The organism is Eisenbergiella tayi (assembly GCF_001881565.1).
Taxonomy (GTDB): domain Bacteria; phylum Bacillota; class Clostridia; order Lachnospirales; family Lachnospiraceae; genus Eisenbergiella; species Eisenbergiella tayi.
This window is the reverse complement of the sequence record NZ_MPDJ01000003.1, coordinates 105,477-129,066: the sequence shown is the minus strand read 5'-3', so window position 1 is coordinate 129,066 and position 23,590 is coordinate 105,477. Positions and strand designations below refer to the sequence as shown.

Annotated in this window: 24 protein-coding genes; 3 read left to right on the top strand and 21 right to left on the bottom strand. The window is 48.6% G+C overall.

The genetic code is table 11. The features are described 5' to 3' along the window. Window positions 1-36: 36 nt before the first annotated feature. The 21 genes from BLA28_RS11880 to argC form a co-directional block, all read right to left on the bottom strand. The gene (locus BLA28_RS11880) at window positions 37-669 is read right to left on the bottom strand and encodes an HAD family hydrolase (protein WP_141702982.1); all 633 of its coding nucleotides are present in this window, start codon (window positions 667-669) and stop codon (window positions 37-39) included. Between the two features lie 119 nt (window positions 670-788). After that, the gene (locus tag BLA28_RS11875; protein WP_009250884.1) at window positions 789-1,235 is read right to left on the bottom strand and encodes a GatB/YqeY domain-containing protein; all 447 of its coding nucleotides are present in this window, start codon (window positions 1,233-1,235) and stop codon (window positions 789-791) included. Between the two features lie 40 nt (window positions 1,236-1,275). After that, window positions 1,276-1,878: a hypothetical protein gene (locus tag BLA28_RS11870; RefSeq protein ID WP_069158919.1), complete on the bottom strand. Its 603-nt coding sequence runs from the start codon at window positions 1,876-1,878 to the stop codon at window positions 1,276-1,278. A 26-nt stretch (window positions 1,879-1,904) separates the two neighbouring features. Beyond that, window positions 1,905-2,906 carry a DNA polymerase III subunit delta gene (gene holA, locus BLA28_RS11865; RefSeq protein WP_044973070.1) on the bottom strand — a complete coding sequence of 334 codons (1,002 nt, stop codon included), beginning with the start codon at window positions 2,904-2,906 and terminating at the stop codon, window positions 1,905-1,907. Between the two features lie 65 nt (window positions 2,907-2,971). After that, the gene (locus BLA28_RS11860) at window positions 2,972-5,347 is read right to left on the bottom strand and encodes a DNA internalization-related competence protein ComEC/Rec2 (protein WP_069158918.1); all 2,376 of its coding nucleotides are present in this window, start codon (window positions 5,345-5,347) and stop codon (window positions 2,972-2,974) included. Further along, window positions 5,344-6,303, bottom strand: coding sequence for a GerMN domain-containing protein (locus BLA28_RS11855; protein ID WP_069158917.1), 960 nt, complete (start codon window positions 6,301-6,303; stop codon window positions 5,344-5,346). The genes BLA28_RS11860 and BLA28_RS11855 overlap by 4 nt, the downstream gene beginning before the upstream one ends. 80 nt (window positions 6,304-6,383) lie before the next feature. Next, entirely contained in the window at window positions 6,384-7,874 is a 1,491-nt protein-coding gene (locus tag BLA28_RS11850; RefSeq protein WP_009250889.1) for a sensor histidine kinase, read from the bottom strand. An 80-nt stretch (window positions 7,875-7,954) separates the two neighbouring features. After that, window positions 7,955-8,644 carry a response regulator transcription factor gene (locus tag BLA28_RS11845; protein WP_009250890.1) on the bottom strand — a complete coding sequence of 230 codons (690 nt, stop codon included), beginning with the start codon at window positions 8,642-8,644 and terminating at the stop codon, window positions 7,955-7,957. A gap of 40 nt (window positions 8,645-8,684) precedes the next feature. Beyond that, window positions 8,685-9,338, bottom strand: coding sequence for a ComEA family DNA-binding protein (locus BLA28_RS11840; protein ID WP_081330181.1), 654 nt, complete (start codon window positions 9,336-9,338; stop codon window positions 8,685-8,687). Window positions 9,339-9,788: 450 nt separating this feature from the next. Beyond that, complete coding sequence (locus BLA28_RS11830; RefSeq protein ID WP_009250893.1) at window positions 9,789-10,220, bottom strand: DMT family transporter; 432 nt, start codon at window positions 10,218-10,220, stop codon at window positions 9,789-9,791. Window positions 10,221-10,557: 337 nt separating this feature from the next. Next, window positions 10,558-12,051 carry a sugar ABC transporter substrate-binding protein gene (locus BLA28_RS11820; RefSeq protein WP_069158914.1) on the bottom strand — a complete coding sequence of 498 codons (1,494 nt, stop codon included), beginning with the start codon at window positions 12,049-12,051 and terminating at the stop codon, window positions 10,558-10,560. Window positions 12,052-12,068: 17 nt separating this feature from the next. Beyond that, window positions 12,069-13,289, bottom strand: coding sequence for an aspartate aminotransferase family protein (locus BLA28_RS11815; RefSeq protein WP_069158913.1), 1,221 nt, complete (start codon window positions 13,287-13,289; stop codon window positions 12,069-12,071). 73 nt (window positions 13,290-13,362) lie between these two features. Further along, window positions 13,363-14,250: an acetylglutamate kinase gene (gene argB, locus BLA28_RS11810; RefSeq protein WP_044968666.1), complete on the bottom strand. Its 888-nt coding sequence runs from the start codon at window positions 14,248-14,250 to the stop codon at window positions 13,363-13,365. Window positions 14,251-14,274: 24 nt separating this feature from the next. Then, window positions 14,275-15,498, bottom strand: coding sequence for a bifunctional glutamate N-acetyltransferase/amino-acid acetyltransferase ArgJ (gene argJ, locus BLA28_RS11805; protein WP_069159144.1), 1,224 nt, complete (start codon window positions 15,496-15,498; stop codon window positions 14,275-14,277). Window positions 15,499-15,599: 101 nt separating this feature from the next. Further along, window positions 15,600-16,043, bottom strand: coding sequence for a GNAT family N-acetyltransferase (locus tag BLA28_RS11800; RefSeq protein WP_009250898.1), 444 nt, complete (start codon window positions 16,041-16,043; stop codon window positions 15,600-15,602). Then, the gene (locus BLA28_RS11795) at window positions 16,018-16,566 is read right to left on the bottom strand and encodes a DNA-deoxyinosine glycosylase (protein WP_069158912.1); all 549 of its coding nucleotides are present in this window, start codon (window positions 16,564-16,566) and stop codon (window positions 16,018-16,020) included. The genes BLA28_RS11800 and BLA28_RS11795 overlap by 26 nt, the downstream gene beginning before the upstream one ends. Before the next feature lie 142 nt (window positions 16,567-16,708). After that, window positions 16,709-17,599, bottom strand: coding sequence for a GNAT family N-acetyltransferase (locus BLA28_RS34545; RefSeq protein ID WP_081330180.1), 891 nt, complete (start codon window positions 17,597-17,599; stop codon window positions 16,709-16,711). Between the two features lie 130 nt (window positions 17,600-17,729). Continuing rightward, window positions 17,730-18,488 carry a nucleoside phosphorylase gene (locus tag BLA28_RS11780; RefSeq protein ID WP_044968704.1) on the bottom strand — a complete coding sequence of 253 codons (759 nt, stop codon included), beginning with the start codon at window positions 18,486-18,488 and terminating at the stop codon, window positions 17,730-17,732. 10 nt (window positions 18,489-18,498) lie between these two features. Further along, the gene (locus tag BLA28_RS11775) at window positions 18,499-18,996 is read right to left on the bottom strand and encodes a GNAT family N-acetyltransferase (protein ID WP_069159142.1); all 498 of its coding nucleotides are present in this window, start codon (window positions 18,994-18,996) and stop codon (window positions 18,499-18,501) included. A gap of 74 nt (window positions 18,997-19,070) precedes the next feature. After that, window positions 19,071-19,307 (bottom strand): PF20097 family protein, encoded by a 237-nt coding sequence (locus BLA28_RS11770; RefSeq protein WP_044968670.1) that lies wholly within the window; start codon window positions 19,305-19,307, stop codon window positions 19,071-19,073. Between the two features lie 33 nt (window positions 19,308-19,340). Beyond that, on the bottom strand, window positions 19,341-20,408 hold the full coding sequence (gene argC, locus BLA28_RS11765) for an N-acetyl-gamma-glutamyl-phosphate reductase (RefSeq protein ID WP_069159141.1): 1,068 nt from the start codon (window positions 20,406-20,408) through the stop codon (window positions 19,341-19,343). A gap of 408 nt (window positions 20,409-20,816) precedes the next feature. Between argC and BLA28_RS11760 the strand changes: the two genes are divergently transcribed. From BLA28_RS11760 to BLA28_RS11750, 3 genes are all read left to right on the top strand, one after another. Next, the gene (locus tag BLA28_RS11760) at window positions 20,817-22,037 is read left to right on the top strand and encodes an argininosuccinate synthase (protein ID WP_009250906.1); all 1,221 of its coding nucleotides are present in this window, start codon (window positions 20,817-20,819) and stop codon (window positions 22,035-22,037) included. Between the two features lie 10 nt (window positions 22,038-22,047). Beyond that, window positions 22,048-22,344: a DUF1294 domain-containing protein gene (locus BLA28_RS11755; protein ID WP_009250907.1), complete on the top strand. Its 297-nt coding sequence runs from the start codon at window positions 22,048-22,050 to the stop codon at window positions 22,342-22,344. 350 nt (window positions 22,345-22,694) lie between these two features. Then, a complete protein-coding gene (locus BLA28_RS11750) occupies window positions 22,695-23,471 on the top strand; it encodes a LytR/AlgR family response regulator transcription factor (RefSeq protein ID WP_069158911.1) in 777 nt (258 codons plus the stop codon). Window positions 23,472-23,590 lie beyond the last annotated feature (119 nt).

The window sequence follows — 23,590 nt, the reverse complement described above, 5'->3', positions numbered from 1 at the left end:
TGTATATCTCGTTTACTTATCAACAGGTTGATATCACTATTCATTCAATTTTATCCCTTTGATAATCAACCGATCCAATTCTTCAAAATTATTAACTGTTAATCCCTCATACGCCACATTATCTCGATTAAATAAAACAGGAATAATACCCAGACTTTCTGCTGCAACCAAATTATCCACACTATTGTCTATGAAAATACACTCTTGTGGTAAACTTTTGCTTTGCTTTAATGCATATTTAAATACTCTTATATCCGGCTTTCTGCATTTTATATCGCCGCTCACAATTTTCTCATGAAAAAACTTATTAAGATTATAAAATTCCGTAATATACGCACTCCACTCTGAAACATCATTGGACACTAAAATAAACCTGAATTTCCTAAAGTATTTTTCAGCAAAAGGTATAAAACTATTATCCAGTGTCAAATAATTTTCCAGATAATTTTTCATATGACGCTGCGGATTTGTAAATCCTAATTGTAATAAAAAATCATCTGAGCTTATTAAACCATTTCCAGCTTTTGTAAACAGCTGTTCTTCCTTAAACTGTCTAATCAGTCTTTCATGTTCCTGATCAGGAAAATAGTTCAAAGTATATGGAACAAAATTACCTTTGCTTTCCTTTAATATTACTCCATACATATCAAACAAAATTGTCCGCAGCATTTCTGTCCCTCCCTGCCAGTTCCATCCAAATACATCAGATAATAACAAGGCCCCTCCGTCCCTGTACTTTTCTCCAACCGGAAAAAGCACAGGGACGAAGAGGCCCAGCCGCTTCTTTATTATTGTATCACTTCTCCAACAAGCTTATTTACCAGGGCTCCGTCAGCCTTTCCCTTAACGCGGGGCATAAGCTCCTTCATAATCCTGCCCTTATCCTTCCCTGTAGGAGCTTCAATTCCCAGCCCGGCAAGAACTTCGCTGATTTCTTTGCGGATAGCTTCCTCGCTCATCTCTTCAGGCGCAAATTCCTTCAGGACAGCCAGACGTTTTTCGCATTCCTCGATGATATCCGTTCTGTCCGCAGGGGCCAATTCCTTAGTCTCCTGAGTCTGCTTGATTTCCTTTTTGATAACTTCGTTTTCTTCTGCTTCGGTCAGATCCGCTCTTTTATCAATGGCTTTGTTTTTGAGCGCAGCCAGAAGAGCGGATAAAGTATCCTTTCTGTCCTTATCCTTATTCTTCATAGCCGCAACCATCTCTGCCCTTACTTCTTCTATTTTTCCCATATTTACTCCTTTCCGTGCGCTTAACGCATCCATCAAAGTCTTATTCTAATTCTTCCCTGCAGAAATAGCAGGTATACTTCTGTCTGCTCCCCTGGGGAACCAGATTGTCCGCACCGCAATAGGAACAGGTCACACGCCTCATACCCTGTGGTACGCTGTCTCCTTCATATAACCTCTTTGCAGCGGGCAGCCCGCCGGTTTCCCATCTGGCCCGCTGGTTCTCCTGCCTCTTTTCCTGACGGTGTTCCGCTTCATCCAGAACAGCCTTCTGCCTGAGATAATCGGTTGTGGACATGTCGGCTTCCCCGCCCTTTTTATGAACAGCGGAGTGGGCGACATTCTTTATGCCCTCTTTTTTATTCTTCTCCGGCACTGTACCGGCCGAATAATTGGTCATGCCCGGCTTGGCTGTCCCTGTTTTCACCTGTGTTCCTGTCATGGCCTGTGTCTCTCTCCCCACAGGCTGCCGGGAGGGCTGAGGTGCTGACGGCGGCTGTGTATAAGCCGGCGGTACCGGGGGCGGCGTATTATTTTTATAATAGGGATTCTGATCACTGCTGCCGCCTCTGTTTTTCCCTCTTAAAACTCCCGATACGGCCAACATAATAACGACCCACACGATGACAGATATAAATCCGCTCATATCTTTTCTCCTTTGTACTGTCTGTTCTATGCACGTCCTGAAGCTCTGCCTCCGGAACTGTATCTTACGATAAGAAGCTCTACTCCCATGGTGTCATTCAGTCGGCCGCTCTTTACCGCTTCATCTGTGCTCACGCAGGCCTCCAGGGCCTCGCGCAGTTCTTCCTTTTTAAATCTTGCGGCCTGGCTCACATATTTGCCTGCAATAAAGCTGTGCAATCCGGTTTTTTCACCGATCTTCCTGTTGTCACAGCCTTTCGCCTTCAGTTCTTTTACCTGAAGGAGCAGATTGAACTGCCTTCCTATGAGAAAAAGAATACGCATAGGCGGTTCTTTCAGCGCAAGCAGGTCATAATACAGCTTCAAAGCCTGCTGCTGCCTGCCCATGGCGATGGACTCCACCATATCAAATATCTGGCTTGTCACCTGATGGGTACAGACAGCTTCTATATCCTCTTCCGTAATCGTATCTTTCTTCAGGGTATAGCAGAAAAGCTTCTCCATTTCCCTGCTGATATTTTCCATGTCCGAACCGGTTTTCTGGAGGAAAAAATCCAGGCTGGCAGAGGAAATCACCTTGTTTTCCTTCTTTATTCTTCCCAGCACCCATCTTTTCAGCGTGGTCTCATCCTGTGTGGCAAACTCCACCGCACAGCCATTGTCCTTTACGGCCTTAAAAAGCTTATTCCTTTTATCCACCTCGGACTCTGAAAAAAGGATGCACACCGTGGATGCCGGTTCCTTCAGATAATCCGCCAGCTGCTCGCCGCCTTTCTTGAAAAAACCGCTGTCCTCAATGAGAATCACTCTTCTTTCCGCAAGAAAGGGCATGGTTTCCGCCAGATCTATGATTTCGCCGGGATTACTGTTTTTACCCTTGAAAACGGTAAAATTCATGGTGTCCCCGTCCTGCACAAGGGCCTCTTTCAGCTTGTCCCTGTACTGGTTCTTCAGATAGGCTTCCTGTCCGTATAACAAATAAACCTGCCTGAACTGCCTGTTTTTAATGTCTTCCAACAGCTGCTGCATTTCAGGCCTCCTTCCTTCGCCGCATTTCATTCTTGTCCTCTAATATCATGACACATTCGTGTCTGTCAGTCAACGTCCAAAAAAGGCTCCACCCTTATTTTTTTATTTTTAGCCCTTATCGTAACCGCGCCGCAGTCCGTGGTTATGAGTACGGGAATTCCTCTTTCCTCGAAGCGCTGAAGTACTTCTTTATGAGGATGTCCATAGGAATTATTTTTTCCGCAGGAAATCAGCGCAAGGGAAGGAGCCGCCGCATCCAGGAATTCTTCTGTAGTGGAGGTATCCGAGCCATGATGAGCCGTTTTCAGGATATCACAGCCTTCTAAAAGCTCTCTGGAATACTTTGCTTCCTCTTCTTCCAGCATACGCATTTCCCCCTCCGCCTCCACATCACCTGTAAGCAGCGCCGTGAAGGCCGGTTTCTCCCCATCCCCTTTCACACGCAGCTTCAGCACCAGAGAGGAGGCATTCCTGTCTTTATAAAATCCGTTTTTCTGCGGATACAGGCATAAAAATGATGTTTTTCCATCGGATAGTTCTTCTCCGGCTATCATGCGGTATACAGGGATTCCATGGTTCCGGGCGCTTTCAAGGAGCTTATCCGGTTCATCACCGTCAGGGCCTTCACCCGGCAGCACCAGGCCTCCTATGGGGATTCCGCTCTGATCCGCCCATTCGAAAACCGCATCCAGCCCGTTGACATGATCTTCATCCCAGTGGCTCACAAAAACAGCCTCCAGCCGATCGACTCCCTGGTACTTCAAAAAGGGGATCACCTGCCAGGTACCGGTATCTTTCCGGGATGTGCTGCCCGCATCATATAAATAATGGTTTCCGCTCTCCGTCCGGATATAAATACAATCCCCCTGCCCCACATCCAGCATGGTAAGCTGTGTTTCACCGCGGGGATTCACTGCGAAAATCAGGCACAGTATCGCCGCCAGAGGCCACCCGGCTTTTTTCGGGATTTTTTCAGCCAGCGCAAGGAGTACCGCCAGCCCTGCATAAAAAAGAAGAATCTGCCACATATGGGGCATACCCGCATGCCATCTTCCCGGCAGGTGCTGTGTGAGCAGGCACAATTTTTCATAAATAAGAAAAATTCCCCTGACCGGCAATGCCATCATGCTAAGCAGCGTACCGCTTGCTGCCCCAAGGCCGGTGAAAAGGCCCCCGGTCAGCACAAGCAGAAGGATTCCGCCCATAAGGACTCCCATAAGCGGGATAACCAGGACATTGAGCAGCACAGAAAACAGGTTCCATTCATAAAAAGAGGCAAGAAGCACCGGAAGTGTTGTCAGATTGATACAAAAGCTGGCACGAAGCCCCTCGATCAGCTTACTTTTAAGAGGGCCGGCCGGCGGGGTATATCTGATCCCTCCCCCCGCACGGGCCGCTTCACTTCCCATCCTGGAAAACCGGGGAATCACCACCGCCGCACCCGCTGCCGCCATGAATGACAGCTGAAAACCGCTGTTTGACAGGTAAGCCGGATTTTCCACAAGAAGCAGCGCCGCCGCCAGGGAAAGGGCCGTGGGCATGTCATAGGTTCTGCCCGCCAGACCGGCCAGCATGTATAGGAAAAACATGAATACGGCCCGTACGGCCGACGGGGATGCGCCGGTCATTATCAGATAGGAAATAAGAACGAAGGAGGAAAGCAGAGAAGCTGTTTTCCGGGACAGACGCAGTGTCAGCAGCCGGTAAAGCCCCATTCCCAGCAAAGAAATATGTAATCCCGATATCGCAAGGATATGGGCAATTCCCGCTTCCTGGTACAGGCTCTTAAGCTCCCTGTCGATTCCTTTCTTTTCCCCAAGAAGCATCGCCTTCGCCACAGATGCCTCCTTTTCCGGAAAAACTGTTTCCAGGATATCACCCGCACGGCATCTGATTTCATAAAGGAAATGACGGTAAGCGGAATAATTTCTGCTCTTTCCGGTAAGCACTGCATCTGTCAGCTGCATGCTGATCCCCAGGCCGGCATAATATGCTCTCTCGTCAAATTCTCCCGGATTGGTAGCCTCCCTGAAATGACGTGCCTTTCCCTGATAGCGGACTCTGCTTCCTATTTCGGGAAGCCTGCTTTCTTCTTCGGAAAGCAAGTTTTCCGAAGCAAGCCTGCAGATCACCTGCGCTGCATCTTTATATTCAGTTGTTGTATTGGATATTGGCTGATTGAAATGATCAGAATTGCTGAATTCAGAATTGTTTTGTAAATCGAAGCTGGTATCTGAGGCCGCAGCCATTAAAAAAATAAGCTGTATGGGACGGCCGGTCGTCACATCCGTATAACTGACGATATCCCGGACCGTTCCCACAATCGTGCACCGCTGCCCGTCCTCCGCCGGAGGGGAAGGGACAGGCAGCGGCTTTATCCACGTTATAACCCTGACTGCCGCCACAAAGCCCAGCATTGCCAGGCATAAGGGTCGTCTCATTTTTGGTTTTCTCCTGTCTTAATCAGTTCCAGGTTCCTTTCGTACAAGTTCACGAGATTAAAGGTTTCCCGGAACACAATATCTGTTTTGCCGTTCACGGCTATCTGTACTTTATTTACGTTGGAAAGCTCGACCAGGGAATTGACTATGGAATATATCACTACATCGGCAGTGACATTATAAATCTGGGTCATGAAATTCTCATCCACATTCACATAGCAGATTCCGTCCTTTACCGTAACACCCAGAATTTTGGTGGCGGGGTTGATAACCGGAAAGGCGTCTTCGCTATCCGGCCCCTTCACCAGGTATTCCACTACCAGCTTTTCCATGGAAATATTGCTGTTATATTCCACCGGCTTGATGACTTCCACCAGGCCGTCCCCTGTTTCGTTGGCAAAATAAAGCTTCAGCTTCACCCCTTCATAGGTGTTCATCTCTTCTCCCGCATTATCGATAAACGCGTCTGCGGTCATGGGGCCTACGGTTACGCCGATATTATCCGTGAGAGGCTGTCCTCCCACCGTCATGAGCACATGATTGATCCCCTCCGCCTGGGAAAGTGTTCTGACAAGGGCCGCCCGTACCAGGATTTCCGTGGTAAAGGGCAGCTTTTTGTAGCTCTCATCCACATCCAGATCCAGCTGTCCGCCTTCCTCCACCTGAAAGCTGGTAATCCGGAATCCGTTCCCTACCGGGGATTTCAGGGACACATCCTCAGGGGTCGCCTCCAGCGCGGAAATCAGCTGACGGATCTGGCTTTCCGGCTCCTGGGAATCAATATAAAAAACTTCTTTTACGATTTTGGTTTCTTCTCTGTTCAGATAGTATATGTCGAACGCCTTTCCGCTCTGCGCTTTCTCCTGTTTCCCGCATGCGGAAAAAAGCAGGGAAAAAACGCCGCAAAGCAGGAATACCGCCGCCAACGCCTTTTTTTTGCTTGAAGCATCCTTCATCCGCTTATGGAACCTCCGTCCAATCATTCCTTTCCGCCGGCGTTTGTACCGGGGAAGCGTTTACACTCATTTTTCCGAAATTATCTCACATAGGTAAGGGGGATTTTTACCGTAAAGCAGGTTCCCTGGCCCTCCAGGCTGCTTACCTTCACGGAACCCCTGTGAAGCAGCACCGCATTTCTGGTGATGGCAAGCCCCAGGCCCGTCCCTCCGATTTCCCGGGAATGGGATTTATCCACCCGGTAAAACCGCTCAAAAATATGATCATAATCCGACTCCGGAATACCGATTCCGGAATCCGAGATTTCCACCGTAAAAAACTGATGATCCGCATCCAGAAGCACCTTTACCCAGCCGTGCTCCTTATTGTATTTTATGGCATTCTCCACCAGGTTCGTAAATACCTGGGTTATTTTCACTTCATCAAGCTCCGCCGTCACAGGCCGTATGCTTTCAAAAACCACTTCCACATCACGAAGGCGCGCTATGGGGCGCAGCCGCTTGAGCACGGACTCTATCAATTCATTTACGTCCACAGAGGTAATGTTCATCTGAGCCGCTGTCTTATCCATTTTTACAAGGGACAGCAGATCATTTATGATCTTATTTTCCCGTTCGATTTCATCCGCAATATCCTGCATGAATTCCTGGTACAGTTCGACAGGCGCATCCTGCTGCTGCATGAGGGAATCCGCAAGCACCTTCATGGAAGTAAGGGGCGTCTTAAGCTCATGGGATACATTGGATACAAACTCCTGCCTGGAATCATCGATTACCTTCATCTGCGTCAGCAGCTGGTTGAAGGCGTCTATGATATGCTCCGTCTCAATATAATCAGGCACAGCTATGGGTTCATCCGTAAAACCGTCCTTTACCTCCGTAATGGCCTGTGTTACCCGGTTAAAGGGCTTCACAAGGATCGTGGAAAAACCCACGGCCACCCCGAAAATACAGATGATCATAACGATTTCGATAATCAGGGCCTTCCGGTTCAGAAGCTCCATGGTCGCGGCTATGCTGTCCGTGGAAACACTGGCAAGCATGACTCCCTGCACCTGGCTGCCGTTTTCTTTTTTCACCGCATCGGCCGCCCCTGTCTGGTTCTTGCCCGACGTGGTTTCCTCAATGGGAATGGTCATTTCGATATAGCCGTTTTTCTTATCATATTTTGTTCTGCTCTGGCCTTTAAAGCAGAGAATGACCTCTTCCGAGATCATGGTTTTTCCTTCACTGATACTGTATGTATCTTTTACAACCCGGAAATTACTGTTTATTATGATAACACGTCCGTCATACAGATTGGACATCTGTTCCAGCTCCGCATTGATCGCTTCTGAGGAGGTGTCCTGAAGATAATTGTTATTCAGAAGATGGTTTGCGATAATCTTGAATTGTGTCTGTGTATCGGAAGTCCGAAGGTCAACCGCACGTTCCTCATAGCTTTGAAGAATGCCTATTCTCATAAAAATGCTGGGAAGGATACCCATAATAAGCATCAGCAAAAATATATAGACCTTCATGCTCCGAAGAACCGGTATTTTATAAATTAACTCCTTAAGCCTGGTAAGCATTTTGGCAGCTCCTACTATTCAGCCTGACATCGGTTCAAATTCAGCAGCCCGGGAAATTCCCGGGCTGTTCCCAAACCGGGTCAGGCACGGAAAAAGTAGCCTACGCCCCATTTGGTATGCACATATCTTGGTTCACTGGGATTGCTTTCAATCTTTTCACGAAGTCTCCTGATGTGTACGTCAACCGTACGCACATCGCCGGGGTAATCGCTGCCCCATACAAGCTTCAGAAGATTTTCACGGCTGTAAACCTTATTGGGATTCAGCGCCAGAAGCTCCAGCACATCAAATTCCTTCGCAGTCAGGTTTACTTCCTTCCCTGCAATATATACCCGCCTGCTGTCACAATCCAGACGCAGGTCGCCGTTCACAATGGTTTTGGGCGCATTGGATGCGCTGTCCCTGACTGTAGTCCTTCTCATGATGGCCTTGATCCTGGCTTTTACCTCCAGAATATTGAACGGTTTGGTGATATAATCGTCCGCCCCGTATTCCAGCCCCATGATTTTATCCATATCATCATCCTTCGCCGTGAGCATGACAATGGGCACATTGGAGAATTCCCTTATCTGCTGGCAGACCTCCAGGCCGGTAAGCTTGGGAAGCATAATATCCAGCAGGATTATATCAAATTCCGTATTTTTGGCATTTTCCAGCGCCTCTTCTCCATCGTAGGCACAGGTGACCTCCATTCCGTCCTGCTCCAGGCTGAACCGGATTCCCTTCACAATCAGTTTCTCATCATCTACAACCAATACCCGCTTTCCCATAGCTCCTCCAACGAATTTTCACTTTAAAGAATTTCATTCCTTACTGTCTGACGGTAATCCTGTCCCTGAGCTTTGCAAAGCTGCCTTCCTTGATTCCGTCCACTTTCATAATATCCTCAATGGTGCTGAAGCTTCCATGCTGCTCCCGGTAAGCCACAATGGCGTCCGCCCTTGTCTGCCCGATACCGGGAAGCGTCATCAGCAGCGCCGCGTCCGCCGTATTAATATCCACCAGGCCGTCTTCCGATTCCCCGCCGCCTTTTGCCGCAGCACCCCATGTATAACCGCCGCTCTTCACTTCTTCCAGCGTGGGTACCACAATCTGCATCCCATCGGCAACAACAGACGCCTGATTCACATCTCTTTCCGATGCATCCTGCGTCAATCCGCCCGCCGCCCGTATGGCATCCACCACCCGGCTGCCTTCAGGCAGGCTGTACACTCCCGGCTCCTTCACAGCGCCGCATATATGTACGAGACATCGGGAAAGCTGTATCTCTTCCTCCCCGGACTCTCTCCCCGCCGTTTCCGCCAAAGCCTCGGCGGCTTCTTCTGTCTTTTTCCTGTCCTCATCCTGCCCGGACTCAGACTGCTGCGTCAGCTCCTGCAGCTCCATTCCTCTGCCGCAGCCGTTTAAAACGAAAAGAAAGACCAGTACCATTAAAAGTACTGGAGTAATTCTGCAATTTGACATGTTATCTCCTTTTCACACATTAACGGAATTCCGTCAATCGCACAAAAAGGCCCCCGTATGCCGCTGCTCTTTTATTGTAAGATAAAAAACAGGGTTTTACAAGGAAAAGTTTACTTACTGATACAGATAAAATATCCGCCGCCGACCTCAGGCAGTTCCATGCCCGTTTTTCTGAGCCGCCTGTCCGGCTTTCCGCTCCCTGCCGTTCTGCACGGGCCGCTGATCTGCAAGGATTCCTGTAAGGGCCGTATAAACTCGCCGGTCCTTAGGCTGCGTATTTTGCAGCCTTAGTACCGCTGCGTGTTTATCCGAGCGAAAGCGTGCCCGCACAGGAACCTTGCAGAGCAGCGGCCCGCGCAGAACGGCAGGGAGCGGAAAGCCGGACAGGCGGCTCAGAAAAACGGGCATGGAACTGCCTGAGGTCGGCGGCGGATATTTTATCTGATCACTTTATTTCCATTTGAAAATCACTATTCCTGCTATGGCTACGGCCATTCCTATGGCCTTGCGCCACTCCCAGCCGGTCTTTTCCACACCGAACATGCCGAAAAGCTCTATGAGATAGGCGACAAGCAACTGGGCTACGACGATGAGCATTACGGCCCGGGCCGGTCCAAGCATATCCATGCTCTTAATGACCGTATAAGTAATAAAAGCGCCGATAGCGCCTCCCAGAAGCATATATTTAGGCTGTACCTGAAACACGCCGAGCAGAGAACTGCGGTCGGAAAATGCCCAGGCAATCAGGCACACCAGCAGTGCCGTAAACTGGACGAAGCAGTTCGCCACCCAGATACTGGAGGACTTGGTGACCTCTGTATTAAAAACTCCCTGGATACTCATCAGCGCGCCGGAAATCAAAGCAATAATCAAACCAATCATATGGGCCTCCTGTCATAGGAGCGCAAAATACGCTCCGGTATTTTAACGTAGGAAGCTGTTTCTTCGTAACAGTTCAGTTCCTCCCCTTCTGTCAGGTTTGCATTTCCATCCCTGTGCAGCCTTAGTACCGCTGCGTATTTATCCGAACGAAAGTGTGCCCTGACAGGAACCTTGCAGAACCGCGGCACACAAGAGGGAACGGGGAATACCGGCGGACAGGAATCCAAGGCTGCACAGGGATGGAAATCCCGGGCCGGAAATGCAAACCTGACAAAAGGGGAGGGGCTGAACTGTTACGTTTCTTCCCTCCCTACATTTTACCCCTATGACCGGCGGATTATTCTTCTTCGCCTGCATATTCTTCCTTTTCAGGCTCTTCGATATATTCCTCTTCAAAAGGCTGTCCGGTTACCTGCGTCATTATTTTTTCAGAAAGCGCTTTCAGTGTATCCGATACGCCGTCTCCCGACCAGATTCTTGTAAATGCGATTTCCATCTGTACCCAGTAATTGCTGGTTGCCATCATTTTGGGAATGGGTACGGAAAGCCCGTATTCCCTGCCGAAAGCCTCCGCCTGGGGAGAGGTGAAGGTCACACCCTTCCTGGCCGGCATCCTTCCGGTCCGTTCGTACAGGTTCTGCGCCCTGTCCACCGTCAGGTAAGCGGCGAATTCATTGGCGATATCTTTTTTCTGGCTGTAGCCGTTCACCACCACCGCATTCGTCACAGAAAGACTCTTTGTCTGCAGTTCTTCATTGATGTTGGGGATATTAGTTACCCCATATTCATAAGGAAACTCCCCGTTCTTTTTCGCTTCCTCAATCTTTGCCACAATATCCGTCGTAGCCACGGTGAATACCAGTTTTCCTTCTATAAATTCCCGGACCACGGAATCATAATCCACCTCCTCCGGATCAATGGAAAAAAACTGGTTCAGATCCTGATAAGCCATCAGGCATTTGATGGAATCCAGATTATAAATATCTATTTTCTCTGTGTTGTCACCCGTAGGGCCGCCCACATCAATATAGTTTCCCACAAAGAAGTAATTATAAAAAATATCCGCCACATCCCATTTGAAAACCGCCTCCACCTGTTCCGGCGCATCGTAGCTGTTGGCAAAGGTCAGTATGTCATCAATAGTGGCAGGTATCATGGCTTCTATCCGCTCCTGAAGCTGGGCTTCGTCCGCCGTAAAAGTCTCCGGCTCCGGATTATTCCCTACACCGTCCGGCACCAGCGGTTCCCCGTTTTCATCCAGCTCCTGCATGGCTTCTTCTCCGGCGAGAGCGTCCGCCTCCGCCTCCAGGGCGCTCAGGGCCAGGGCCTCCATATAGGTCTTATTATACACAAGGGCGCTCGTTTCAAAATAAAAAGGATAGCCCACAAGCTTCCCGTCATAGGTTACCGCTTCCAGGGCCGGCCGGGAGAAGTTGCTTTCATTCACTGCTCCCGCCTCGTCCCGGATGGGGCTGACCAGGCCGGAAAGGCTGGCTTTTTCCAAACTTTCATTGCTTATTATATAAAGATCCGGATAGGTATTGGTCTGCAGGGAATCCCTGTTTATATTTTCCAGATATTCCAGACCGGAAACCAGCTTTGGAATAACACGGACATTTTTTTCCTCGGAAAAATCCAGGGCAACACTCCCCAGATAATCTCCCAGGGCTTCGTCCGTATACCACAGGTTTATCGTAGGCCTGCTGATCAGGGCATTATCCGGAATTACTTCCAGACTTGCCAGCCTGTTGCTGCCGATTCCAAAATAGAGTAACACGCCGGCAGCCACCGCAACCACTGCCACAGCCAGTATTCTTTTCCAAAGCTTCATGCAATTTCTCCTTTTTTTCAGGATGTCTTTTTCTCATCCAGGCATTCTGTGAGGATAGCAAGCATTTCATCCACATTTTCCTTTGTGATGACCAGGGGCGGAACAAAACGGATAATATCCGTTCCCGCATTAATCAGGATCAGGCCTTTTTCCAGGGCGCGGTTAATAATATCGCCTACCGGAATGGAAAAAACCAGCCCCTGCATCAGGCCAAGCCCTCTGTGCGTCTCTATAAAATCATAGTTATCCACAAGCTCACCCAGCTTTTCTTCCAGATATGCACCGACTTCTCTCACATTATCTATTATATGGCCCTTTTCGAATAAATCAAGCACTTTGCTCACCGCCGCACAGGCCAGAGGATTTCCGCCATAGGTCGTGCCGTGATCGCCGCTGGCAAGTGAATGGGCTCCCACCTTCTCCGTCATCAGGAAAGCGCCTACGGGAACGCCGCAGCCGAGCGCCTTGGCCGTTGTCATAATATCCGGCTTCACACCGTAACGCTGCCAGGCAAACATCTCTCCCGTTCTTCCCATACCGCACTGGATTTCATCCAGAATCAGAAGGATATCCTTTTCATCACAGAGGGCGCGCACTTTTTTCAGGAATTCTCCGGTTGCGGGATAAATGCCGCCTTCACCCTGGACGGTTTCCAGGATGATCGCACAGGTTTTATCCGTGACCTGAGCAAGGACACTGTCGAAATCATTCAGATCCGCAAAACGGATGTTGCCGATCATGGGTTCAAAGGCCTCTCTGTAATGAGGGTTTCCTGTCACGGAAAGTGCGCCGAAGGTCCTTCCGTGGAAGGAATGGTTCATGGCGATGATTTCATGATCCGTTTTTCCGTCCTTAAGGAAAGCATATTTGCGGGCCGCCTTCAGAGCGCCTTCCACTGCCTCCGCGCCGCTGTTGGTAAAAAAGACACGATCCATGCCGGAGACCTTTTTCAGCTTCACCGCCGCTTCCACTGCCGGAACATTATAATAATAATTGGAAGTGTGGATCACCTTGTCTATCTGACCTTTCAGAGCATCGTTGTATTCCCTGTTATTATAACCCAGCGCGAATACGGCGATTCCGGCACAAAAATCCAGATATTTTTTCCCTTCGATGTCGGTAAGGTAAACGCCGTCGCCTTTATCCAGAACCACCTGGTAACGGTTATAGGTATGTAAAAGTGCGGCTTCCGCCTCATCGATATATTCTTTCATGCTTAAAACTTTTTCATCCATCATTTTTTTACCCCTTGTCCGCTTCAGCGGACATTAATTCAATATTTGAAATGTACTTTGTTTCAAAATTCTCCCTTCAAAGCGCATCGTCATCGGAATAAATCGCCGTTCCTACCCCTTCATTGGTAAATATCTCAAGGAGCAGGCAGTGAGGAACCCTGCCGTCCAGGATATGTACCCGGTTTACGCCGTTCCGGATAGCCGCGGTACAATTGTTCAGCTTGGGCAGCATACCGCCGCCGATAACTCCGCTGTTAATCAGTTCCTCTGCCTGGCCGGCGGATAATCTGGATATAAAAGAGGATTTGTCATTGATATCCTTGTACAGGCCTTCGATATCCGTGAGGAAAACCAGCTTATCCGCGCCCACGGCCCTGGCAACGGCGCAGGCCGCGTCATCCGCATTGATATTATAGGTATTGAAATCATCATCCAGCCCGACAGGCGCTACAATAGGAAGAAAATCCTTTTCCAGAAGATCATAGAGCACCTTGGGATCTACCTTGTTTATTTCACCGACATAACCGATATCCTGTCCGTCCGCATATTTTTTATTCACCTTGAGAAGACCGCCGTCCTTGCCGCTGATACCAACAGCTTTTACGCCCAGCTCCTCCACCATGGTTACCAGATTTTTATTCACACGGCCCAGAACCATCTCCGCTATTTCCATGGTTTCTTCATCTGTCACACGCAGGCCGTTCACGAATTTCGCTTCCTTGCCTACCTTTCCCACCCATTTGCTGATGGCCTTTCCGCCGCCATGCACGATAATGGGTTTGAAGCCTACCAGCTTAAGCAGGGTGACATCCTGAATGACGTTTCTCTGCAGTTCCTCGTTGCTCATGGCGCTTCCGCCATACTTTACCACAATGATTTTACGGTTGAATTTCTGGATATAGGGCAGGGCTTCAATGAGCACCGATGCTTTCTGCATTACCTGATCCATTTCTTTCTGTTCCATTTTTCTTCCTCCCTGAGCGTTTTTCTACGAGCGGTAATCCGCATTTATTTTCACATAATCATAGGTCAGATCACAGCCCCATGCCGTAGCTTGTGCTTCACCCATTTTCATATCCGCCACTACGGTCACTGCAGGATAGGAAAGGATTTTGGTCGCTTCTTCTTCACTGTAATCTGCCGCCTGTCCGTCCTTATAGATCAGGATTCTTCCGGCTTCGCTTTCAAAATAGAGCTCAACGGCTTCCGGATCGAATTTGGCGCCGCTGTAGCCGAGAGCGCACAGGATCCTGCCCCAGTTGGCGTCATGCCCGAAGATCGCCGCTTTGGTAAGGCTGGAACAGATCACGGATTTTGCGAGAGTTCTGGCGTCTTCTTTGGTAGCTGCATGTATTACCCTGGTTTCAAAAAGGGCGGTTGCCCCTTCTCCGTCGCCTGCCATCATCTTGGCAAGTGTTTCATTGACTTCATGAAGGGCCTTTACGAAATTCTCATAGTCTTCGTTCTTTTCCGTTATTTCCGGATTTTCCGCACACCCGTTAGCCAGCACCACCAGAGTGTCATTGGTGGAGGTGTCGCCGTCCACAGAAATCATATTGAAGGTATCAACCACATCCTCACGGAGCGCTTCCTGCAGAAGCTCTTTGGAGATCGCGATATCCGTAGTGACAAAGCCCAGCATGGTGCACATATTGGGGTGTATCATACCGCTGCCCTTGGACATTCCTCCTACAGTAACCGTTTTTCCGCCTGCTTCAAACTGTACGGCCACCTGCTTGGAAATGGTATCCGTAGTCATAATAGCCTCCGCCGCCAGGGTTCCCGCCTCCGGTGTATCCGAAAGAGAAACAGCCAGTTTTTCCACGCCCGCGGTGATTTTATCCATGGGAAGCTGCATGCCGATAACACCTGTGGAAGCTACCAGCACCGTGTTCTCGGGTATATGTAAGGCAGACGCCGCAGCCTGTGCTGTTTCCTGGCAGTATGCATATCCCTGACGTCCCGTGCAGGCATTCGCAATACCGGAATTCACTACCACCGCCTGAATGTAAGGGGAGTTATCAATCAGTTCCCTGTCCCATACCACCGGTGCTGCCTTAACCACGTTGCTGGTAAAAACACCGGCGGCCCTGCAGGGACCCCCGCTCACTATCATTGCCATATCCTTCCTGTTTTTGTACTTTACATTTGCTTCCACACCTGCTGCCTGAAATCCCTTTGCGGCTGTAACGCCGCCCTTAATCCGCTCCATATTCTCTCCTCTCCGTTCTCTTGAATCCCGTTTTTCATAGCTTTTCTTCTGAAAAGCCTTACCTTTATGCCCGGCCTTGCCTGGCTTAAAGGTTTCGGAGCTCAATCGTTAAACCGCTCTATATTTTCACTGTTTAAGACGAAATCATAATAATTCAGATCTTCGCGCTTTGTCCATCCGATACAGCGCCAGAATTTATTTCCCACATCATTTTTAGTAAAAGCAATTAAGGAAACCTTGCTGATATGCTCTTTTTTCAGGGCATTCATCGCAAATACCACCATCGATTTGCCAATACCTCTCATCCGGTACTCCGGATCCACGCATACATGGTACATGCATCCCCGTCTGCCGTCATGACCGCACAGAATCGCTCCCACTACCCTGGAATCCTCCACTGCCACCACGCTGCTGTCGGGATTGCGTTTCAGGAAACGTGCAACTCCTTCCCTGGAATCATCGATGCTGCGGATGGAAAATCCCTTGATTTTATGCCACAGCAGGCTGACCTCCTCATAATCATCGATTGTCATCGTTCGTACCATGTCCATACTCCTTCATTTTATATTCTGATTCTGTCTGCAAAAAACATTCCATCACGCGCCAGGCTTCCGTCAGCCTTTCCAGTGACCAGGCCGCATTGGCCGGACTGGTGGAGGGAAGCTTTATAATATCCATCCCCGCCTGCTCCCTGCAGTATTTCAGATAAAGCTGATACGCTTTATCCCCATTGGCAAATACGGCCTGTATGGAAGTCCTTCCTAAAAGGCCGCCAATATCATTCGCCTTCACATTCCGTATGGAGCTGTCGCTTGAGCCTTCAATATCACAGCTGTCAATCACATCCCAAACAGCAATATGGCCTTCCAGAAGCAGCTTTTTCTTTTCTTCAATCCTTTCCGGCACTCCGCGCTCCAGCAGCGCCGCCGTCACCTTCCAGAAACGGTTCTGCGGATGCCCGTAATAAAACTTTTGCTGCCTGGACTTCACCGAAGGAAAGGTGCCCAATACCAGCACACGGGAATCCTTATTCCATACCGGCTCAAATTCATGTGATACATGTTCCATTTTAGCATTCCTTATGCATATATTTTAAAACCCATTGCAGTTTACGCCTACGTATCTTATCTGTCAATCCCCAGCACGTCATTACCTGCCCTGCACTTCTGTCTGCACGGGGGACGGGTACCGGCGCAGACGGAATGTGCCCCTACGTATCAATCCTGACAAGATTGGCCAGTGCCTTATTCCTGTAGTTCAAATCCTCCCGTACGGAAAAACCTTGTTTTTCCCAGAAAGCATCCCCCGTTTCATTATTTCGGAATACCACCAAAGCCACCTTTTTGATACCTTCCTGTTTCAGACTTTTTAAAGCCGCATCCACCAGGGCGCTTCCTATTCCCTGTTTTCTTTCGGACACCGCTACCGCCGTATGATGGATAAAGCCTCTTCTTCCGTCATGTCCGCTGAGGATCACCCCCACAATCCGGGCACCCTTCCTGGCTACGAAGCAGGTATTTGGATTGCGCTTAAGATATGCCGTAATGCCTTCTTTGGAATCATCACTTTCATTCAGCCCCATTCCGGGCGTATTCAGCCATAAATCCAGTATTTCTTCATAATCCTCAGGTTTCATCACTTCTATAACTACTGTTTCTTCCTTATATACTACGTCAAATTCTTCGCATACACAAATCATGTCTTCCGTGAATCCGATTCCGCAGTCTTCTCTGCATTCCCGCTCAAAAACCTGTCTGTGGGCTTCTTTCCAATAGGCGAGGGATTTATCCCCTTCCCCCTCACACCGGGCATACTCTTCCGTAATATCTGAAAACTTAACCTGTGTCACCCGGCTGATCCGTGTGATACAGCGCGGCTGTTCCCGGCTGTCCAGGATGACGGAATAATCTCCTTCCCGGGGCAGAGGCTCGTTCTCCAGCTCATACAGTTTCAGCAGCCCGGTGGTCGCTCTTTTTTCTCCTTCCATTACAAGGCGGCACAGTTCATCCGCTATTTCCGGATAGCCATAGTAATAAGCCTCATACCGGGTGATGGAAGGGTCATATTTATTTACAAATTCTCTGATTTGGTTCTGGTCCATTTTTACACCTACAATATTTCTCCAGCCTTATAACAGGCCGCAATATAATCTCTTGCCTGATAATAAAGATCCGTATTATAATCTGACAAATGACTGTCCATCCAGGAATGATACACTTCCCAAATACCATCTAAATCTTCAAGGCCATCTCCAACGCAATATAAAAATTCTTCAGCTGATGTTTCTTTTCTTCATCATCGCCCAGGATTCTCATATCCCATTCCTCACAGTCCAGGAGGTCTCCGCTGATCAGGTAATAATACAGGTCAAGGCCTCTGAAATCGCAGACTGCCTGCATACCGGCACATTCCATTTCCACGGCAATACAGCCTTCCGCTTTTCTTTTATCCACATTTGCTTTTGTTTCCCTGTAAATGGCGTCGGAGGTCCAGGTACGGCCTGACACATGGGGGAGTCCCATTTCCTCAAGCCATTCCGACACCCGTCCCGCGTTTTTCATCGTAATATAGTCGGCAGGAGGCGCATAATGGTAGGAAAGCCCTTCATCCCGGTATGCCTGGGTGGGAACAATGATTTTTCCTGCCGTGATCTCACGATTCAGTGCTCCGCAGGAGCCGAACATAATATAGCTGCCGGCTCCGGTAAGGCATCGGGCTTCTTCCAGGCAGGCGCCTGCCGCCGCGGACGAAATCATCGTCATGTAGAAAGCAATCTTTTTCCCTTTATATTCCAGAAGATAGATCGGGCGTCCCCCGTTCACACTCCCGATTTCAGCCACCGTGGTACAATCGAAATTTTTCCTTATCTCTTCCACCACCACATCAGAAAAGGTAACAATGCAGATATCGCAAACCTTTTCCCGGACTCCGTAAACAGCTTCCGGGCTGATCATTTGTTCCGTATCCTTATCAAACGTTTCTGTCAGCATGATTTTTTCCTCATTCTTTTTTAATCTCCATCCTGCATCTTCCCCATTTTTCATCATGGAATACAAAGCATTCCGGTGTCAGGGCGGTTTCTTCAAAGCCTATATTCCGGTAAAGTCCCATGGCCGCTTTATTACAGTCAAAAACATTCAGAGCCAGAGACTGCACACTCGCTATTTCAAAAGCATATTTTACAGCCAGACGCAGCATTTCTTTTCCGTAGCCTTTTCCCCGTTCCCCGGCATCTACAACAACAAATCCTAAAAATCCACTGTTCAGGGCAGGATTTATTCCCATCCGGAGAAACCCTGCGGGGGTACCGTCATCCATGACAGCGGTAAAGCTGCTGTTGCCCCGGCGCTCCTCCGTCTCTTCCAGATATTGGTTAAAATCCTTTTCCGTGAAAGGAAACGGCAGAAGATTCCCGCACCATAGGGCATGGGTGCGTTCGTCTTCTATCCAGTTCCTAACGGCCTTGGCATCACTCTTCCTGTATGGACGCAGTCTCATGGCAGTTCTCCTTTTCTCCGCGCTGCCTGCAGCGAAGATTAACTTCTGAAACAAAATATTTTTCCCTGGTGGCATCAGTCCTGTGTAAACCTGAAGTTTGCCCTCTCCGGCACATCCATCACCAGCTTGTGGCAGTGAAAGCATAAATATGCGACCGGGCGCTCGAATTTATATGTATTCTTTACAGTGATGCTGTTTTCGGCTTTTTCCAGATAAGATTCCTTATCTTCCGGATACCATTCAATATTTACAGGCTTTGCCGTATCGATTCTGCCGGCCTGCATAGGCCTGCCGCAAAAGGGACATTCCATAATTATTTCCCCCTTATTTAAGGTATCCTTTTCCTACGGGAACATCGGAACCAGCTCCAGACCTTCCGTCTCCGGCATTCCGAACATCAGGTTCATATTCTGCACAGCCTGGCCGGCTGCACCTTTTACCAGGTTATCCATAGCGCCCATCATGATAATGCGGCCGGTTCTTTCGTCTATCTTAAAATTCACGTCCACATAGTTGCTGCCCTCCACCCACTTGGTTTCGGGGCAGATATTCTTATCGAGAACGCGGACGAATTTTTCCTTATCATAATATTTGTCATAAGCCGCGCGCACTTTTTCATAGGAAGGGCACACACTGGTTCCGTCCGGCAGCTGTTCTTTCATCAAAGACGCATAAGCCGTGATCAGGATGCCGCGGTTCATGGGAACCAGATGAGGGGTGAAGTTGAGAAGCACCTCCTGCCCAGCCGCATAGGAAAGCTGTTCCTCTATTTCCGGAGTATGCCTGTGGCTTGCTACGCCATAGGCTTTTATATTCTCATTTACCTCGCAGTAAAGATTATCCACCTTGGCTCCCCGCCCTGCGCCTGAGGTACCGCTCTTGGCGTCTATAATAATAGTGGAGGGATCAATCAGGCCTTCCTTCAGCAGCGGATAAATGGAAAGGGTGGAGCAGGTGGGGTAACATCCCGGATTCGCAATAAGACGTGCGCCGCGCACCGCTTCTCTGTTGATTTCACATAAACCGTATACCGCTTCTTCAATAAACTGAGGGGATTTATGTTCGATGCCATACCATTCTTCATAGGTTTTTACATCCTTAATACGGAAATCCGCGCTCAAATCCACAATTTTCACTTTAGAGAGTATTTCCTCATTCACAAGGGAGGCGCACAGGCCCTGGGGGGTTGCGGTAAAAATCACGTCAACCAGATCCGCCAGTTCTTCCATATTATCATCCATACATTTATCATCCACGATACGGAACATGTTCCTGTAAACTTCGTAATACTTCTTATCAATATAACTTCTGGAACCATACCAGGCGATTTCCACCTCCGGGTGTGCGGTTAACAATCTCACCAGTTCTCCGCCTGCATATCCTGTTGCTCCAATAATTCCTGCTTTTATCATTTTTTCCATTCCTTTCTGTTCCGTATGGCTGGCCTTCGCCTGCATCCATCCGTTTTCCTGTATTTCCGCAAGCAGCAATCCGCCTGCCTGTACCGGCACTAACCTCAGTATAATCAGATTTTCCAGGAAACTCAACCTTTTCTATTATTTAATGGAACAAAGATCATCCCGGCTCCGGTTTTCGCATAATTATACGTCCATTTTGCATAATATGCAATAGTTTTTTAAAGTTTATGCATATTTTCCATAAATAATGAGCAAAAATATGCATATTTTTTCACTTGCAATCTAAAAAGTTTTGTTGTATATTAAATCCAGAACAAATGAGCCGGCCCTTTCAGGCGGAAGGCTCCTATTAATCTACATATAACAAATATGCCGGCATCTGCGGCAGGAAAGAGGAACATTATGAAAGAAAAAGTAATCCTTGCTTATTCAGGCGGACTTGACACCACAGCTATCATCCCCTGGCTGAAAGAAAACTTTGATTATGAGGTCATTTGTGTCTGCATCGACTGCGGACAGGCGGAAGAACTGGACGGCCTGGAAGAGAGAGCTAAATTCTGCGGCGCTTCCAAGCTTTATGTCCTGGACGTTATCGATGAATTCTGTGACGAATATGTAATGCCCTGCGTAAAAGCACATGCCGTATATGAGAACAAGTATCTGCTGGGAACCTCCATGGCAAGGCCCCTCATCGCCAAGAAGCTGGTTGAAATTGCCCGCAAAGAAGGCGCTGCCGCCATCTGCCACGGCGCTACCGGTAAGGGAAATGATCAGATCCGTTTTGAGCTGGGAATCAAAGCCCTTGCTCCTGATCTGAAAATTATTGCCGCATGGAGAAATGACAAGTGGACCATGGATTCCCGTGAATCCGAAATCGAATACTGCAAGGCTCACGGAATTGACCTTCCTTTCTCCGCAGACAGCAGCTACAGCCGTGACCGCAACCTGTGGCATATCAGCCATGAAGGCCTTGAGCTGGAGGATCCTGCCAACGAGCCTAACTTCGAGCATCTGCTTGTTCTCGGCACCACTCCTGAAAAAGCTCCGGACGAACCGGAATATGTGACCATGACCTTTGAAAAAGGAATTCCTGTCAGTGTTAACGGAGAAAAGATGAAGGTTTCCGATATTATCCGCAAGCTGAACGAGCTTGGCGGCAAGCACGGCATCGGTATCGTGGATATCGTGGAGAACCGTGTTGTGGGCATGAAGTCCCGCGGCGTTTACGAGACTCCCGGAGGAACCATTCTCTATGAAGCTCACCAGCAGCTGGAGGAACTGATTCTTGATCGTGAAACCTCCACCATGAAACTGGATATGGGCAATAAATTTGCACAGATCGTATATGAAGGAAAATGGTTCACTCCTCTTCGTGAAGCAGTTCAGGCTTTTGTGGACAGCACACAGGAATACGTTACCGGAGAAGTGAAGTTCAAGCTTTACAAGGGAAATATCATCAAGGCGGGCACCACCTCCCCTTATTCCCTGTACAACGAATCCATCGCTTCCTTTACCACAGGTGACCTGTATGACCATCATGACGCGGAAGGCTTCATCAATCTGTTCGGCCTCTCCAGCAAGGTACGCGCCATGAAGCATCAGGAAATCGAAAAAAATAAGTAAAGGTTTTCTTATGAATGTTATTTTAATTCTGCTTCTTTATGTTATAATAGTGAATATAGTGGGTTTTGCCGAGATGGGAATTGACAAGCGAAGGGCCAAAAGAGGCGCTTTCCGCATACCGGAGGCCAATCTTTTCCTGATCGCCGTGATAGGCGGCAGCATAGGCTGCATAGCAGGAATGTATGCCTTCCGCCATAAGACCAAGCATAAAAGCTTTGTTTTCGGCATGCCTGCCATACTGATTGTTCAGCTGGCAGCGATTCTATACCTTTTGTTAGCAGCACCTGTACAGTTCACTCTTATGTAGCAAAAGAATCCGGCCCGTCTGATACAATACTCAGACGGGCCTTTCCATATGGATTTATGTACAATACTCAAACCTTGCATGAGCCAAGAGGCTTTCCGTCCGCTGTCGGATCAGTGTTACCGGGACTGAAAAGGATTTTCTCCAGTCCGTCAGACCGGACATTCCGATGAGCCCGAAGGCGTCAAGTGTGCCAGATGAGGCTGCCACACTTGACCGGTCTCATCTCCATGGTCTGAAAAGTACTGGAGAAAATTCCTTTTCAGTCCCGGTAACACTGATCCGACAGCGGACGGAAAGCCTCTTGGCTCATGCAAGGTTTGAGTATAATAAAAATAACAGGAGGAAGCACTATGCATCTAGCGGTATGTGACGACAATATTGCGGACAGAAAACAGACGGAACGTCTTCTGGGAAGGGAATCGGATCGGAGGATCAATACTACCGGAGTCCTGTATGTGGACTCTTTCGGCAACAGAAATGCGATTCTTTCCACCCCTATGATTTACGACGGTCTGTTTATGGATATGGTGGAGGATGGCTGCAATGCGGCAGAAATCGCCCGGGAGCTGCGAAAAGCGGGAAGCAGGCTTCCTATCATCTTCTGCTGTTCCAAAATAAATTACAGGGAAGAAAAGGATCTGCCGGATAACTGTTATTTTCTGGACAAGCCGATACAGCCCGACAAGCTGACCGAAATGGTGGAAATTCTCCTCACGATAAAAAACAGCCAGGAAAAAAAGCTGGAATTCCGGACGGATACGGAGACCTTTTACCTGAAGGAAGAAGATATCATGTACGCTTATCCTGACGACCGTTTTGTCCGCATTCATCAGGCAAACGGGGAGAACAGGGAATGCGTTGCCACCATGCTGAACTTCTGCGCCACTCTTGGATTTGACATCGATTATTCCGCAAGAGGCACCACAAAGCTCGACATCGGTTATATCCGGGTGAGTGAATCCGGCCTTCTTGCCATGATCGGCTGCAGCGCGGTAATCAATCTGAAATATGTGGACAAGATCTCCTTTTTCCAGCTTTCCATGATTGACGGACATAAGATAAAAATTTCGCCCTCTAGCAGAAAGGCGCTGTGCGCCATGATTTCCGAAATCAGAACAGATTTCTAAAAAAGGGGCTGTCGGGAAATAGATAGTCCCAGACAGGGGCCGGTGTGACTCAAGCGAGTCACACCGGCCCCTGAACTATTTCCTCAAAAAGAAAAAAAGATGGCTAACAACAACCATCT

Excerpts from the sequence above, each read along its gene's own strand:
- BLA28_RS11780 (WP_044968704.1), bottom strand. The coding sequence starts at position 18,488 with ATGCTGACAGAAACGTTTGATAAGGATACGGAACAAATGATCAGCCCG.
- BLA28_RS11770 (WP_044968670.1), bottom strand. The coding sequence starts at position 19,307 with ATGGAATGTCCCTTTTGCGGCAGGCCTATGCAGGCCGGCAGAATCGAT.
- BLA28_RS11775 (WP_069159142.1), bottom strand. The coding sequence starts at position 18,996 with ATGAGACTGCGTCCATACAGGAAGAGTGATGCCAAGGCCGTTAGGAAC.
- BLA28_RS11800 (WP_009250898.1), bottom strand. The coding sequence starts at position 16,043 with ATGGTACGAACGATGACAATCGATGATTATGAGGAGGTCAGCCTGCTG.
- BLA28_RS11830 (WP_009250893.1), bottom strand. The coding sequence starts at position 10,220 with ATGATTGGTTTGATTATTGCTTTGATTTCCGGCGCGCTGATGAGTATC.
- BLA28_RS11755 (WP_009250907.1), top strand. The coding sequence starts at position 22,048 with ATGAATGTTATTTTAATTCTGCTTCTTTATGTTATAATAGTGAATATA.
- BLA28_RS11870 (WP_069158919.1), bottom strand. The coding sequence starts at position 1,878 with ATGAGCGGATTTATATCTGTCATCGTGTGGGTCGTTATTATGTTGGCC.
- argC (WP_069159141.1), bottom strand. The coding sequence starts at position 20,408 with ATGATAAAAGCAGGAATTATTGGAGCAACAGGATATGCAGGCGGAGAA.
- BLA28_RS11850 (WP_009250889.1), bottom strand. The coding sequence starts at position 7,874 with ATGCTTACCAGGCTTAAGGAGTTAATTTATAAAATACCGGTTCTTCGG.
- BLA28_RS11855 (WP_069158917.1), bottom strand. The coding sequence starts at position 6,303 with ATGAAGGATGCTTCAAGCAAAAAAAAGGCGTTGGCGGCGGTATTCCTG.
- BLA28_RS11795 (WP_069158912.1), bottom strand. The coding sequence starts at position 16,566 with ATGGAACATGTATCACATGAATTTGAGCCGGTATGGAATAAGGATTCC.
- BLA28_RS11820 (WP_069158914.1), bottom strand. The coding sequence starts at position 12,051 with ATGAAGCTTTGGAAAAGAATACTGGCTGTGGCAGTGGTTGCGGTGGCT.
- BLA28_RS11815 (WP_069158913.1), bottom strand. The coding sequence starts at position 13,289 with ATGATGGATGAAAAAGTTTTAAGCATGAAAGAATATATCGATGAGGCG.
- BLA28_RS11845 (WP_009250890.1), bottom strand. The coding sequence starts at position 8,644 with ATGGGAAAGCGGGTATTGGTTGTAGATGATGAGAAACTGATTGTGAAG.
- holA (WP_044973070.1), bottom strand. The coding sequence starts at position 2,906 with ATGCAGCAGCTGTTGGAAGACATTAAAAACAGGCAGTTCAGGCAGGTT.
- BLA28_RS11880 (WP_141702982.1), bottom strand. The coding sequence starts at position 669 with ATGCTGCGGACAATTTTGTTTGATATGTATGGAGTAATATTAAAGGAA.
- BLA28_RS11875 (WP_009250884.1), bottom strand. The coding sequence starts at position 1,235 with ATGGGAAAAATAGAAGAAGTAAGGGCAGAGATGGTTGCGGCTATGAAG.
- argB (WP_044968666.1), bottom strand. The coding sequence starts at position 14,250 with ATGGAACAGAAAGAAATGGATCAGGTAATGCAGAAAGCATCGGTGCTC.
- BLA28_RS34545 (WP_081330180.1), bottom strand. The coding sequence starts at position 17,599 with ATGGACCAGAACCAAATCAGAGAATTTGTAAATAAATATGACCCTTCC.
- BLA28_RS11860 (WP_069158918.1), bottom strand. The coding sequence starts at position 5,347 with ATGAGACGACCCTTATGCCTGGCAATGCTGGGCTTTGTGGCGGCAGTC.
- argJ (WP_069159144.1), bottom strand. The coding sequence starts at position 15,498 with ATGGAGCGGATTAAGGGCGGCGTTACAGCCGCAAAGGGATTTCAGGCA.
- BLA28_RS11760 (WP_009250906.1), top strand. The coding sequence starts at position 20,817 with ATGAAAGAAAAAGTAATCCTTGCTTATTCAGGCGGACTTGACACCACA.
- BLA28_RS11840 (WP_081330181.1), bottom strand. The coding sequence starts at position 9,338 with ATGTCAAATTGCAGAATTACTCCAGTACTTTTAATGGTACTGGTCTTT.
- BLA28_RS11750 (WP_069158911.1), top strand. The coding sequence starts at position 22,695 with ATGCATCTAGCGGTATGTGACGACAATATTGCGGACAGAAAACAGACG.